Consider the following 13,113-nt stretch of genomic DNA (forward strand, 5'->3'; position numbering starts at 1 on the left):
TGGAGTTTAGCTTTTAGCATTCTAACTCGATCGCGCCTTGTCGCAATATTTCCCAATCGCTGCCAGTCCATTTAGCCACAGTGGAAGGCAAACTCGAAGCTGTTGTCGCTGTTGCTAATTCAGAAGGCACTAATGTCAAGACTTCGGGAAACACAGCCTCAATTTCTGTCACAGACTCCAGAGGCGGCTGGCCGGATAAATTAGCACTGGTAGTAGCCAAAGGGCCTGTCTGCTCTAGAATCTTTAGGGCAAGGGGAAGGTTAGGCACTCGTACTCCGATTGTAGTTGGGTCGATGGGATTGAGAGCCGCCGGAACTTTTGGCGAAGCCGGCAGCACCAAAGTTAACGCCCCCGGCCAATAGGAGTCGGCTACTTGCTGCCACAATTTTAACTCTGCCGGACTTCCCTGCACGTAAGCCCACAAAGCCTGGGCCGATGCTGCCATCAAAATCAGCGGTTTGTCTTGACTGCGGCGTTTAGCTGCAAAAATCAGCTCGGAGCGATCGGGACGCGCAGCCAAAGCGGGTACAGTATCTGTAGGAAAACTGACGATATGATTACCAGAAATGGCCCCTTGAACTAGGGCATCGATTGCAACTTGTGTCATGACATTTTAGATTTAAAATTTTAGAATTGCGGCATATTCTTGAAACCTAAAGACGGTAGGCTAAGGCAAAGCGATCGATTCCTGCTAAATCCGAAAATATCTGAACTTCACCGTAACTCCCGTGACTTTGCAGCATATCAGCTACCGCCGTTTCTTGTCCCGCCATCATCTCCACCAGCCAAACTCCCCCGGATTCTAAATAATCGGGAGCCGTTTCTACCAAATGCCGGATACACTCTAACCCGTCCCAACCGCCGTCTAAGGCCAGATGAGGTTCGTGCTTCAAAACTTCCGGTTCCAGAGTCAGCACCGTGCTGCTGGGAATGTAAGGGGGGTTAGACACCATGCCGCTGACTTGACCTTTGAGAAATTCTAGCGGTTCCAACCACGAACCTTGATAAAAATTAATTCGCGATTCAAAGCCCAAATTCTCAGCATTCATTCGAGCCACTGCCAAAGCTTCCGAACTGCAATCTACTGCATAAACCGTAGCATTTGTCAACGCAGAAGCCAAGCCGATCGCGATCACCCCGCTGCCCGTCCCCAAATCCACCCAATGCGATTGGGGATTAACTGAATAGCTTTTAACAGCTTCCACAGCCAAATCGATCAGCAATTCCGTTTCAGGACGCGGAATTAGCACCGCCGGCGTTACTTTGAGCGAAAATTGCCGCCAATGTGCAACTCCCGTTAAATACTGGACCGGCACCCGTTCTTGCAAGCGCCGCTGCCACAATTGAGCAAGTTCAGATAAAGACAACTTTAATTCTATTTTTGGCAAATCTTTAAACGACTCCAAACGCAGAGCCAACCTATCCAAACCAGCCAGCTCTTTCAGCAGCCAGTCGATTTCTGCTAGGGGAATGTCAGAGGATCTCGCCTCGGTTTTAGCTTGATTCGCCCATTCCCAAAGCTCTAAACCAGAAACAAACATAAGACTTTGTAATAATTGCTAATTGCTAATTGCTAATTGTTAATTGCTAATTGCTAATTCGTAAATAGTAGGTTGAGTCGAGAAACCCAACCTACTAATTAATGACTGATAACTGATGACTGATGACTGCTGGCTAACTATTAGCGAGCGGGTCGAGCTGGAGCCGGAGCTGGAGCCGGCCGAGCTGGAGCCGGAGCTGGAGCCGGAGAGGCAGGAGCCGGCCGAGTTTGATTCGGAGCAACCTGTGGATTTTGGCCCGCACCGGCAGGTTGGAGCGATCGCACAAATTCCAGCGACTCCCGCGACGGAATCAAAATCATTTGGGTCAAAAACGGGTCGTTCTCAGTACGCAAAGCTTCCAAAACGCTCTCCAAGTTCACCACCTCAATCTTAATTGTGGCTGTCACGTTGGGCTGCTGCTGCTTAAAACGATCGACCATTCCCTGCAAATCCTCCTTGTTAAAAAACAAGGGAATCACCTCTTGCTGACCCCGCTGAATCGTCAAATAACCATTTTCTGCGCCCCCTCTTGCCAAAAATAGAGGTACACCGTTGAACTCGTTAACTTGTTGACCAGTCTGCTGAAGTACAGTTTTAGCCGACTGCACCTGCTGCGGAGCCGGAACGAAAGCAAATTGCACTTCCTCCGGCTTGCCTTTATTTGCTTGAGTGAGCTGATAAATTTCGCCCAGGGATACTGGCATCACGCGCACCGAGGCTCCCAACTGAGGATTTCTGGTTTTCAGTTGATCGACAAAAGCTTGAGCATCTTTCTGGCTGATGAAAATTCCCGCCACGGAAGCATTACCAGTTTGACCCTCACCCTGCTTGGGAACAGAAGCGATCAGGGGCGCACCCTGAGCGTCTGTAATCGTAAATACTGGCACCGATCGCAATTTTTCCAAAATTTGCGGCTCCGGCAGTGCCAGTGCAGACATCTTGCCAATTGGGGAGGGGCCCAGCAGAGTGCTGCCGACAATTCCCAATATTGCGCCCAAACGAACTAATGATTTCATGTTTTTTCCATCAGGAGCGATCCTGAAACACATTAACGCAAAGACTGGCGACTTAACACGATCAGCAAAAACTGCCTCAATTTGTTTTCATTTTGACGAAATGTAAACATCAGAGACAGTTCTGCTTCAATCTATTATTTAACATTGTGCGATCGGGATGACAGGATTTGAACCTGCGACATCCTGCTCCCAAAGCAGGCGCGCTACCAAGCTGCGCTACATCCCGGTGTTATAGTTAGCTAACCTCTAACTATTAACGCACAAAACCGCTTGCTTGTCAAGCTTTATTAAATATTTAGCTCTCGATGCAGCTAAGGCGAAGTTTTTTTTCAGGTTGTGCGGTTTGACCCCACCCAAAAACGGATACAAGCCCTAGACTCCTGTCGTGATCGGCTCACAATTTTAGACCCTAGTTCAATCTCCCAGATTCATCTGTGGAATAAATCTCAAATATCAAATAGTTCTTTCGACTGAGGGCGACTCGACTGAGGGCGACTTGACGGCTCGACTGAGTGCCGATCGTCTGAGCGATCGCCGAAGTCTCACGCCGCAGTCTCAAATCTCCAATTGACTGACAATACTTGCACGACTTCATAACGGCGCTGGTGCCGAGATACATCAAAGCCTAACTGACCACAGCGCACAGGTGCAGTTGGTGTTGTCAGCGTCAATATTGTATTGTATATCCTCAACAAATCAACGCCGACCTGCACCTCTGGGCTAATCTGGATACCAAAACATACCTTTAATCCCCTCTGGATCGGACATAAAGCCCAAATTGCGGTAAAAATCCACCACTTGAGGGTCAGCAAATAAGGTAATGTTGCTGATATCTTCACTGCGGAGTTTTTTAATGATGTATTTCATCAGCGCCTTGCCCATGCCTTTGCCCTGGTAGTCGGGATGAACTACCACATCCCAAAGCGTGGCATTAAAAGCATGGTCTGAAGTCGCTCTGGCGAAACCCACCAGCCGTCGCTGGCTGCCCCGCATCTCCCACATAGAGACGACTAGGAAGCTGTGCACAATAGCTTTTTTGACTTTACGCAGGGGACGGCGGGACCAACCCACTGCATTACAAAGTTCTTCGAGTTCGTAGAGGTCAATGTCCCGATCGCAACTGAAAAAGATGCGAGCGTTGCCGCTGGCGGGTTTGCGAAACGTTGGGGAAAGCGGATCGCCTAACCCAACAGCCACATCTTCCTCAAATTCCGCTGTTTGGGGTACAGAGGCAGACTCAGAACTACTAAATAAGTTTTTCCAAAAACCCATGCAGGCGCGGTTAAGGTAGTAGAAGTTGGACGACGAGAAAGAGAACCCGAAAGATAAATCCACTCCGATCGGCGTGGGATGAATTGCGGGTAGCCTCTTGAGGAACAGTTTACGGTACACTCATCTTACGCCGAAAACAGGGATTTGTCGTCCAACATTGAGTCTGCGCTTTTTTGATTCTTGATTCTCGTCAAGTTTCGTAGAACTGTTCTGCTAGCCAGTGCGCGGACAACCCGCTTTTAAGGTAAAATTTGTTGCCGAACCAGGACAGAGGCATTTTGGGAATTGCTTCTTTTGAGTGCCGCCGATCGCGCCGGAACTTATACCCTTGGTGGGAAATACCACTGGAATGGCGCAACGGTGACATTCTCGTGATAAGTTCTCAGACAGATTTGACTTTTGCTTTTAGTGAGAAGACGGGGACAATTTAAGTCGAATCGTCAAATCGAAAATCCCATTGCCATAAGGCATGGAAGAGTCAATACCTCGTATATCTCCCGCACCTTCTCCTCAATTATGGCTTCGGGTTTAAAACCATCTACACTAGAACTTCTCAAGCGCTTTAACCGAGCGTTTCCGCAGTTTTATGAGCAATTTGTCAGCAGCGAAATTCAGTTGCAAAACCTCAAATTAGCTTACCAGCTTTACAAAACTCGGCAAGCAGTCATCGAAATCAGAGCCGAAGGTAACAAAAGTGCCCTGCATTTTGCTTACCGGAACCAGTCTTTTCTATTGAGCGATATTTTTGGAGTCCTCGCAGCCTACGGACTGACGATTCACAGTCTGAGTCTGTACGGTCAAATTTACCCGCCGATGCTGGTATTTATCAAATTGGTCGTATCTCGCGGTGGCAAGGTATTGGCAGATAAAACAGCAGAAAACGTCTGTAGAGCCGTTCGAGAGGCATTGGCGGGACATTTTGAGGTTGAAGAGATGTTGGCGGTGGAATTTAATTTAGACGCGGGTTTGGAGGATGTGGCCACTGAATTCTACGTCGATCCAGTTTTCCACTTGCCAGCTTTGTTGATTGAAGCAGATAATCAACCTGGACTTTTTTACAAAGTTATGTATGCCATCTGGCAAGAGGATTTGTTGGTGGTAAATGCTAATTTGCTAGTTTGGCGGGGGCGAACTCGCCTGATTCTCTATTTGTTGGGGCCCAATGAAAGTTTAATTCCCGAGTATCTGGGGCAGAAAATCGCTGAGGGGGTGCGACAAAGATTGCTAGGCGAGCGATTTTAGGGCAAGCTGCCGATGCTCCCTAAATAACTAGATTGCTATAAGTAGACATTAGTTTGCAGAAGTTTTCCAGTGAGATAGGGTAAAAAGATCGGCAACATTGTTCGTACAAACGAGTCGAGATAGCGGTTCTCATAAACATGGGACACGCGGAAACGCTGTTGTCAAGCTTTTTAAGTTTAATGGCGTACTTTATCTACAAAATAACCGCCCTAATAGAAAAGATGTGCCAGACACATAGGGGAGTTTAACCAGCAATATAGCAATCCTTGCAGGAGTCGTAAATTTTTTACCCCACCCCAACCCTCCCCGAACCCGCTCGCTCGGGAGTAAGAAATTCACAAATGATGCGAGGATTGCTATATTCCTGAGTATTTTTAGTTCGTAAAATAAGCTCGCGGAACTACACGCAAAAGTCGCAAGTGTTCGCAAGAATTCCCTCCACAAAATTACGTATCGCCTCGCTCTAAACTAGATATAAGTAAGGCTAGCTAGCTATATTATTGATAGAGAAAACTATTGTTAAATCCTCATAATTTGGCTGGTTCAATAGTTGAATAGGGAAGGTAGGAATTTAATCTGTGACTCGACTACCAAAATATTTTTGATCTAAATTGATACTGAGATACCGAGGGTTTACGATTTCCAAATCGGCTAAAACTGGGGAAATTCTTGCCGCAAAATGCCCTTAAGAAATCGCGCTGATGTATGTCCCCATTGCGCTCATACAGCAGACATAAATTTGAATACTGCAAAAAACAGAGAACGTTGGTTTGAAGGAATATTTATTCTAGGGCGATCGGATAAAAGGGCACGCTATGCCAATATTGCCCGTGCAGTGGACAAAAATCTTGTAACGTCCGCTTAAGACCGCGCGTTGCAGCAGAAAGTAAGCGGTAAATCGATAAAGTTGAGTCTTTTTGACTTACTTATAGCGCTTCTTGGGTAGATGAGGTAAACAATTCAACTGAAAAAGCTTGAGAACACAGGGTTTCGGCTTACTGCATCTTTCTGAGAAAGGCTATACATAGGTTTACATAGGTCTTATGGAGCGGGTAGGATAAAAATATGGCAACAATCGACATCCTAGGGGTTCGGCACGCTTACGATTTGACGGCTCCGACTACAACTTCCCCGGTTCTGGTATTTGTCCACGGCTGGCTGTTAAGCCGCCACTACTGGCAACCTTTGACAGATCGCTTGGCATCAAACTATCAGTGCCTTACCTATGATTTGCGCGGGTTTGGCGATTCTCAATCGGACGGCGGCTATACCGGTCGTTCCAAACCGCTAAATTCCTGCTACACTCCCGCAGCATACGCTCGCGATTTGGAAATTTTACTGGAAAAACTCGATATATCTTCTGCTTGGCTGGTGGGACACTCTCTGGGCGGCACGATCGCTCTATGGGGAGCCAGCCAATTGTCCGATCGCATTAAAGGTGTCGTCTGTATCAATGCAGGCGGCGGCATCTATCTAAAGGAAGAATTCGAGCGGTTTCGAGCAGTCGGCAAGCAGCTAGTCAAAATGCGTCCCCGCTGGCTGTCTAACTTGCCGTTAGCAGATTTCGTGTTTGCCCGCGATTCTGTGGCCGGCTCGATCGGCCGCTCCTGGGGACGGCAGCGCTTGAGAGATTTCGTGGGAGCTCATCCAGAGGCAGCTTTGGGGGCTTTGTTGGACTCCACCACCGAAGCGGAGATTCACCTCTTGCCGCAAATAGTATCCCGACTCAAGCAGCCTGTTTATTTTATTGCCGGCACTAAAGACAAAATTATGGAACCCAAATACGTGCTGCATTTGGCTAGCTTTCACTGGATGTTCCAAGGTAGCGGCGAGAATGTCCTTCAGCTTCCAGATTGTGGCCATTTGGCAATGGTGGAACAGCCGGATGCAGTGGCTAATTACCTGCAAAATATTCTGAAAGAACACACTTAAAGGGAATTGGGCAAAGCAAAGCCGAGGAATGGGCCATTGGGCAGAGATACGATTGGGGGAAGCGAAGCTCCCAAATTGAAAGTTAAAAGTTAAAAGTTAAAACATTTTTCCTGTTCATTCCCTCAAAATCCATCCGTTAAATCACTTACACAATCCGTTAAATCCCTTGCACAATCAGTTCCCGAACTCACCGAAGCCTAAATCTGTTATGTTAAATAGATAACTCTGTCCGATCGCCCTTAGGGACAGAGCTTCTGACTCGATAGTGGCAAATTGTCTGAATACTAATTCTGCTTAAATATCTGTGCGCGTTAACCTCACCGATCGGCAACAATACATCCTTTGGGCAACGGTTCGCCACTATATAGCTACAGCGGAACCCGTTGGCTCAAAAGCTTTGGCTGACGAATTCAACCTCAGCGTCAGCCCAGCTACAATTCGCAATGCGATGGGGACTCTTGAAAAAGCTGGACTGCTTTATCAGCCCCACACTTCTGCCGGACGAGTCCCCTCTGACTCCGGCTACCGGATTTATGTAGACCAGTTGATTCAGCCGTCTGATACGCTGGCCCGCAAGGTGGAACAGGTACTAGACCAGCTCAATTGGTCGGACGGTCGCATGGACGCCGCACTCCGTGGCGCTGCTCAAATCCTGGCAACGATCAGCGGTTACATAGCCATGATCACCATACCGCAAACCAATATGGCTTGCTTGCGCCACTTGCAACTGGTGCAGCTAGAGGCGGGAAAGGTGATGCTGATCGTGGTGACGGATGCGTACGAAACTCAGTCGGTTTTGGTGCAGTTGCCAAGGGACGCAGAAGGTAACAGTCCTGATGTTGAAATCGTCGATCGCGAATTGCAGATTTTGTCAAATTTTTTGAACACCAAGTTGCGGGGACGATCGCTCTTGGAACTCTCGGCTGTAGACTGGAGCGAGTTAGATCGGGACTTTGAGCTGTACGCTGAGTGGATGGGAACCATGCTGACTGCTTTGAGCAGCCGCCAAAGAAATCCAACCTACACGCGGATTTTGATCGGCGGTTTGGCAGAAGCACTGCGCTTACCTGAGTTTTCGCAGTTGCAGCAAGTTCAAACTCTGGTGCAACTGCTCGAACAAGAGCAAGAACTGCTTTGGCCTTTGATTTTTGAATCGCCTGAGTTGGACACGCCAGGGAAGCGGGTAACGGTGCGTATTGGCTCGGAAAATTCCTTAGAACCAATTCGCGGCTGTACTCTGATTTCTTCGACTTACCGCCGGGGATCAGTTCCCGTGGGTAGTGTTGGGGTTTTGGGGCCGACGCGGATGGTTTACGAAAATGCGATCGCGGTAGTGGAAGCTGCGGCCGATTATTTGTCAGAAGCTATTGGCGGAAATCGAGTGAGTTTTCCTGATGGCGATCGAGGGCGATCGGATCATCCCTTGTTAGATGCGCCCTAATGTGATATCCCCAAGCTTAACGGGCTTGGGGTTTTATTGTTTGTGGACGTACTCGCAACCTTTATAAACCGGGTTTTGTGACAAAAAACCTAGGCTTTTATCCCACATTCCGCACCCTGGGGTGTCACACAGCATAATTACGCAGAAAACTATATCTTTAAAGTAATAAATTATGCCTTTAAAAAGTTTTTTATCCGTTAATCTACGGTATAATAGTAGAATTTATAGTTTTATTGCTGGATCAAAATAAGTAAAAACCGATAGTGACAGTTGAAGGTGCGGAATGTGGGTTTTATACTCTTTTTGGGGTAAGAAACTAAAGCTTCGCGCTTGACAACAGAGTTTCGTAAACAACCCGCTTTCTGCGTCCATGAGCGGCTCGGAAAGTGGCAGGAGTTATGGGGAGCGAGTTTCCAGCGATCGGGAGAAAAAGATTGCGATGGCGAGCGATCGAGCATTTACAGAAAGTGGTCGCGGAGTGTTAGTCGAATGGTAGGTTTAGCAGCCCAACCGATGAGTTTTGTTGCAAATCGGGTAGGGCAATCGCCCGCTCTAGGGATAGCTGCTGCGACAAATAAATTGAGGAGGCGCGAACCCCGCGATCGTCGCTTCCCAAGGCAGCAGAAGGTCAAAATATTAAGACATTTTAGAGAGTTCGTCAAAAAGAACTAAAAAAGATTAGTGTTGATATGAAAGCAATATTTATTTTGGGAATAGCCCGGGTTAGACAATGGCAAATAACTGGCAGTGAATTTGGCTTGATAGCCACTACATAAAAAATTTAACCGCTGAGTTAAGATCGAAACGAAATTTAGGGAATTTTCTTTTAGCATTCAATGAAATCGACAGATAAAACTAAAAATACCTTTGCGATCACAACGCCTCTGTATTATGTAAACGATTTACCTCACGTGGGCAGCGCTTACACGACTATGGCTGCGGATGCCCTAGCCAGGTTTGAGCGGCTGCGGGGCAAATCAGTTTTGCTGGTGACGGGGACTGACGAACACGGGCAGAAAATTCAGCGGACAGCCGAGACTTTAGGACGATCGCCCCAAGCTCACTGCGATTCAGTGGTTCCGGCGTTTGAGGCGCTTTGGGAGCAACTCGACATCCAGTACGATCGCTTCATCCGCACAACTTCGCGGCGCCACGAGTACATTGTCAAAGAATTTTTCCAGCGCGTCTGGAACTCCGGCGACATCTACTTGAACCAGCAACAAGGCTGGTACTGCGTCTCCTGTGAAGAATTCAAGGATGAACGGGAATTGTTGCCGGGAAATCGGTGCTCCGTTCACACCAGCAAGGAAGTTGAGTGGCGCGACGAGGAAAATTACTTTTTCCGCCTGTCGCGGTATCAAGACCAACTGCTGGCTTTGTACGCAGAACGCCCCGACTTCATCGCGCCGGAAACCCGCCGCAACGAAGTGCTCAGTTTCGTCAACTCTGGACTACAAGACTTTTCGATTTCTAGAGTGAATCTCGAATGGGGTCTGCCGATGCCAGTTGACCCCAGTCACAGCATCTACGTCTGGTTTGACGCTTTGCTGGGATACGTCACCGCCTTGCTAGATCCGGACAGCGACCCGATGTTGGAGAATGCTTTATCTAAATGGTGGCCGATTGACTTGCACTTGATCGGCAAAGATATTCTTCGCTTCCACGCAGTTTACTGGCCGGCAATGCTGATGTCCGCGAATCTGCCGGTGCCGGGTCGCGTCTTCGCACACGGGTTTTTGACCAAAGACGGCAAAAAAATGGGGAAAACGGAGGGTAATACTTTAAACCCTGTCGAATTGGTCAACAAATACGGCGCTGATGCAGTACGTTACTATTTCCTCAAAGAAATTGAGTTCGGAGAGGACGGCGATTTTAACGAAACTCGGTTTATCAATATATTGAATGCTGAGCTAGCAAATGATTTGGGAAATTTGCTTAACCGCACGTTAAACATGGCTCGCAAATATTGCGGTGGCTGCGTACCAAATGTGTTGGGAGAAAACATTGACGGCGACAACCTTCTCAAGGGTATGAGCCTGGATTTGGGCGATCGAGTAGCGAATTTTTACGAAGAGTTGGCTTTGAGCAAGGCTTGCGAAGCCGTGCTTGCATTAGTTCGAGCCGGGAACAAGTTTATTGACGTGCAAGCACCTTGGAGTTTGTACAAGCAGGGACAGATAGAAAGTGTGGAACAAGTGCTATATTCTGTTCTGGAATCTGTTAGACTAGCATCTTACCTTTTATCGCCGATTATTCCGAATATCAGCAACGCTATCTATCAGCAGCTAGGTTTTTCAATTGACTTTAACGATCGGGTTACAGTTAACAGTTTAGCGAATTTTGCAGAGCATGCTGCCTGGGGCGCTTTGCCGGCAAACCAAACTCTGGGGGAACCCCAACCAGTGTTTAAGCGACTCGAACTGCTGGAAACAGTAACTTGATAGTTGGCAGCCAGCGCTCGGGGTGCTATGACAGATTACGAATTAGCAGTTATTTCCTTACCAATCTTTCATAAAATTTGAGGCATAAGAATCATGTTGAATAGAATAGAAAGCAATGACCTTTTTACCCCGGAACAGGTTCTAGAAAATCGGGGTCGAGTAGCAATTTTCATTGACGGCTCTAACCTTTTTTACGCGGCTTTGCAGTTAGGAATTGAGATTGATTACACTAAGCTGCTGTGCCGTTTAACTGCGGGTTCGCGGCTGCTGCGCTCTTTTTTCTACACGGGTGTCGATCGCACTAACGAGAAACAGCAAGGGTTTTTGCTGTGGATGCGCCGCAACGGCTACCGGGTGATTTCTAAGGATTTGGTACAGTTGCCAGATGGTTCTAAGAAGGCGAATTTAGATGTAGAAATCGCTGTGGATATGATGGCTTTAGTGGGGTCTTACGACACGGCGGTTTTGGTCAGCGGTGATGGCGATTTGGCTTATGCTGTGGATGCTGTGAGCTATCGCGGCGTGCGGGTGGAGGTGGTGAGTTTGCGATCGATGACGAGCGACAGTTTGATTAATGTAGCCGATCGCTATATCGATTTGGAAATGATTAAGGACGATATCCAAAAAACATCTCGCCCTAATTATGCTTACCGCCCTTTGTCAGGTCTGAGCTTGATGGAGGAACACGACGACAGATAGGGATTTGGTAATGGGTAATAGGTAACGGGTAATGGGTGATGGTTAATGGGTTGAATCATTGAGAATTAAAAGTTAAAAATTTAGACAAAACCTGACACATTTTTAATTTTTGATTAAGTGTTTTTCAATACCCAATTATCAATTACCAATTCCCCATTCCCCATTCCTTATCCCCCATTACCGATTACACATTCCCAATTGCCAATGATTAATCTCAAATCCCAAATTCCCAATCTCAAATCCCCAAAATTGATGCTGCTATTTTTACCAGCACTGATTTTGGGGATTGCTGCTTGTGCGGCTCCCCAAGAGACTCAAAAGAACAAATTAGCTGAGGATATCAAAACTGCTCAACAGTCAAACAGCACTTTAACTTTGAACAAAGTAACTCTAGAACAAGCAAACGAAAAGGGCGAGACGTTCTGGAAAGTAAACTCCACAAATGCCGTTTACAGCAAAGACAAAAAGATAGTTAACGTTCAGAAACCTGTGGGCAAATTGTTTCAGGACGGCAAAGAAATTTACGATATTCAGGGAGAAACCGGGCAGGTATTTCAGGAAGGAAATCAGGTTTTTCTCAAAGGTAACATAGTCGCTAAAGACCTGAAAAATGGAGTGGTATTGCGGGGAAATGAGTTGGAGTGGCGGCCGAAGGAAGATGTTTTAGTTGTTCGCAATAATTTGACGGGAGAGAACAAACAGGTAACTGCTTCAGCGAAGGAAGCGCGGGTTTTCAGTAGGGCTAAGAGGATGGAGTTATTCGGATCTGTAGTGGCGAATGTTAAAGATCCGGTTTTACAATTGCGAACCGAGCACTTAGTGTGGTTTGTGGAGCAACAAAAGGTAAACAGCGACAAACCGACTCAAATTGACCGATACAAAGATAAAAAATTAACAGACAGCGGTTTTGCCGACAAGGTAGATGTAGACTTAAAAACCAAGATAGCAACGCTGACGCAAAACGCTCAGTTAATGCCATCAGACCCGCCGCTGCAAATAGAAAGCAGTTTGATGAGTTGGAATTTTCCAGCGCAATCTGTGGTATCGCCTGGGCCTGTGAAGGTCTTGCACCGCGTGGAAAAGGTGACGATGACTGGGGATAGGGGGCGGGGAGATTTAGAGAAAAAAGTTTTTTATTTGACGGGAAATGTGGTAGGAATTGGTGAAAAACGTCAATCTCAATTAAATACCGATCGCGTAACGTGGTATTTAACTAACCAGACGTTTGACGCCGAAGGAAATGTGGTTTACAAGCAACTAAATCCGGTGTTTAATTTGACGGGTCCGAGGGCGGCGGGAGAGTTAAAAAATCAAACTGTGATTGTTAAAGGCGACGGCGGCGGTGGCCAAGTGGTTACGGAATTTGTACCGGACGAGTACAAGGAAAATTTGGGACAGTAGATGGGATTGCAACCGCTGATGTAGGCAGATGAGCGCTGATGAACGCAGATCTAATAGACCTCTTGCAAAAAAAATCTATGCTATAATAGAAGGTTTTCAATTTAATCCCCCTAGAGCTAACTCATAAT

13 protein-coding genes and 1 tRNA gene are annotated in these 13,113 nt (G+C 47.1%); 8 read left to right on the forward strand and 6 right to left on the reverse strand.

Features of this window, described 5'->3' with window-relative positions:
- Positions 1-13: 13 nt before the first annotated feature.
- The 6 genes from QUA70_RS23045 to QUA70_RS23070 form a co-directional block, all read right to left on the reverse strand.
- The gene (locus tag QUA70_RS23045; RefSeq protein WP_333350146.1) at positions 14-607 is read right to left on the reverse strand and encodes an L-threonylcarbamoyladenylate synthase; all 594 of its coding nucleotides are present in this window, start codon (positions 605-607) and stop codon (positions 14-16) included.
- Between the two features lie 46 nt (positions 608-653).
- Positions 654-1,541, reverse strand: coding sequence for a peptide chain release factor N(5)-glutamine methyltransferase (gene prmC, locus QUA70_RS23050; protein WP_333329781.1), 888 nt, complete (start codon positions 1,539-1,541; stop codon positions 654-656).
- A 140-nt stretch (positions 1,542-1,681) separates the two neighbouring features.
- Entirely contained in the window at positions 1,682-2,557 is an 876-nt protein-coding gene (locus tag QUA70_RS23055; RefSeq protein WP_333329778.1) for a Tic22 family protein, read from the reverse strand.
- A gap of 152 nt (positions 2,558-2,709) precedes the next feature.
- Positions 2,710-2,783, reverse strand: a tRNA-Pro gene (locus tag QUA70_RS23060).
- Positions 2,784-2,966: 183 nt separating this feature from the next.
- Positions 2,967-3,152, reverse strand: a complete 186-nt coding sequence (locus QUA70_RS23065) for a hypothetical protein (RefSeq protein WP_333350148.1) — start codon at positions 3,150-3,152, stop codon at positions 2,967-2,969.
- Between the two features lie 125 nt (positions 3,153-3,277).
- The gene (locus QUA70_RS23070; protein WP_333234890.1) at positions 3,278-3,829 is read right to left on the reverse strand and encodes a GNAT family N-acetyltransferase; all 552 of its coding nucleotides are present in this window, start codon (positions 3,827-3,829) and stop codon (positions 3,278-3,280) included.
- A gap of 254 nt (positions 3,830-4,083) precedes the next feature.
- Between QUA70_RS23070 and QUA70_RS23075 the strand changes: the two genes are divergently transcribed.
- The 8 genes from QUA70_RS23075 to lptC all read left to right on the forward strand — a co-directional run bounded on the left by QUA70_RS23075 (position 4,084) and on the right by lptC (position 12,985).
- Positions 4,084-4,260: a hypothetical protein gene (locus QUA70_RS23075; protein ID WP_333329772.1), complete on the forward strand. Its 177-nt coding sequence runs from the start codon at positions 4,084-4,086 to the stop codon at positions 4,258-4,260.
- 85 nt (positions 4,261-4,345) lie between these two features.
- Positions 4,346-5,071 (forward strand): hypothetical protein, encoded by a 726-nt coding sequence (locus QUA70_RS23080; protein WP_006631881.1) that lies wholly within the window; start codon positions 4,346-4,348, stop codon positions 5,069-5,071.
- A gap of 1,065 nt (positions 5,072-6,136) precedes the next feature.
- A complete protein-coding gene (locus QUA70_RS23085) occupies positions 6,137-7,003 on the forward strand; it encodes an alpha/beta hydrolase (RefSeq protein WP_333350152.1) in 867 nt (288 codons plus the stop codon).
- 298 nt (positions 7,004-7,301) lie between these two features.
- A complete protein-coding gene (gene hrcA / locus QUA70_RS23090) occupies positions 7,302-8,444 on the forward strand; it encodes a heat-inducible transcriptional repressor HrcA (protein WP_445251670.1) in 1,143 nt (380 codons plus the stop codon).
- Between the two features lie 370 nt (positions 8,445-8,814).
- A complete protein-coding gene (locus QUA70_RS23095) occupies positions 8,815-8,940 on the forward strand; it encodes a hypothetical protein (protein ID WP_333350154.1) in 126 nt (41 codons plus the stop codon).
- Between the two features lie 340 nt (positions 8,941-9,280).
- Positions 9,281-10,885, forward strand: coding sequence for a methionine--tRNA ligase (gene metG, locus QUA70_RS23100; RefSeq protein WP_333350155.1), 1,605 nt, complete (start codon positions 9,281-9,283; stop codon positions 10,883-10,885).
- A 93-nt stretch (positions 10,886-10,978) separates the two neighbouring features.
- Positions 10,979-11,584 carry a LabA-like NYN domain-containing protein gene (locus tag QUA70_RS23105; RefSeq protein WP_006631885.1) on the forward strand — a complete coding sequence of 202 codons (606 nt, stop codon included), beginning with the start codon at positions 10,979-10,981 and terminating at the stop codon, positions 11,582-11,584.
- A gap of 204 nt (positions 11,585-11,788) precedes the next feature.
- The gene (lptC, locus tag QUA70_RS23110; protein ID WP_333350157.1) at positions 11,789-12,985 is read left to right on the forward strand and encodes an LPS export ABC transporter periplasmic protein LptC; all 1,197 of its coding nucleotides are present in this window, start codon (positions 11,789-11,791) and stop codon (positions 12,983-12,985) included.
- Positions 12,986-13,113 lie beyond the last annotated feature (128 nt).

Source organism: Microcoleus sp. LAD1_D5 (assembly GCF_036702115.1).
Classification (GTDB): Bacteria; Cyanobacteriota; Cyanobacteriia; order Cyanobacteriales; family Microcoleaceae; genus Microcoleus.

Excerpts from the sequence above, each read along its gene's own strand:
- QUA70_RS23045 (WP_333350146.1), bottom strand. The coding sequence starts at position 607 with ATGACACAAGTTGCAATCGATGCCCTAGTTCAAGGGGCCATTTCTGGT.
- prmC (WP_333329781.1), bottom strand. The coding sequence starts at position 1,541 with ATGTTTGTTTCTGGTTTAGAGCTTTGGGAATGGGCGAATCAAGCTAAA.
- QUA70_RS23055 (WP_333329778.1), bottom strand. The coding sequence starts at position 2,557 with ATGAAATCATTAGTTCGTTTGGGCGCAATATTGGGAATTGTCGGCAGC.
- QUA70_RS23065 (WP_333350148.1), bottom strand. The coding sequence starts at position 3,152 with ATGAAGTCGTGCAAGTATTGTCAGTCAATTGGAGATTTGAGACTGCGG.
- QUA70_RS23070 (WP_333234890.1), bottom strand. The coding sequence starts at position 3,829 with ATGGGTTTTTGGAAAAACTTATTTAGTAGTTCTGAGTCTGCCTCTGTA.
- QUA70_RS23080 (WP_006631881.1), top strand. The coding sequence starts at position 4,346 with ATGGCTTCGGGTTTAAAACCATCTACACTAGAACTTCTCAAGCGCTTT.
- QUA70_RS23085 (WP_333350152.1), top strand. The coding sequence starts at position 6,137 with ATGGCAACAATCGACATCCTAGGGGTTCGGCACGCTTACGATTTGACG.
- QUA70_RS23095 (WP_333350154.1), top strand. The coding sequence starts at position 8,815 with ATGAGCGGCTCGGAAAGTGGCAGGAGTTATGGGGAGCGAGTTTCCAGC.
- metG (WP_333350155.1), top strand. The coding sequence starts at position 9,281 with ATGAAATCGACAGATAAAACTAAAAATACCTTTGCGATCACAACGCCT.
- QUA70_RS23105 (WP_006631885.1), top strand. The coding sequence starts at position 10,979 with ATGTTGAATAGAATAGAAAGCAATGACCTTTTTACCCCGGAACAGGTT.
- lptC (WP_333350157.1), top strand. The coding sequence starts at position 11,789 with ATGATTAATCTCAAATCCCAAATTCCCAATCTCAAATCCCCAAAATTG.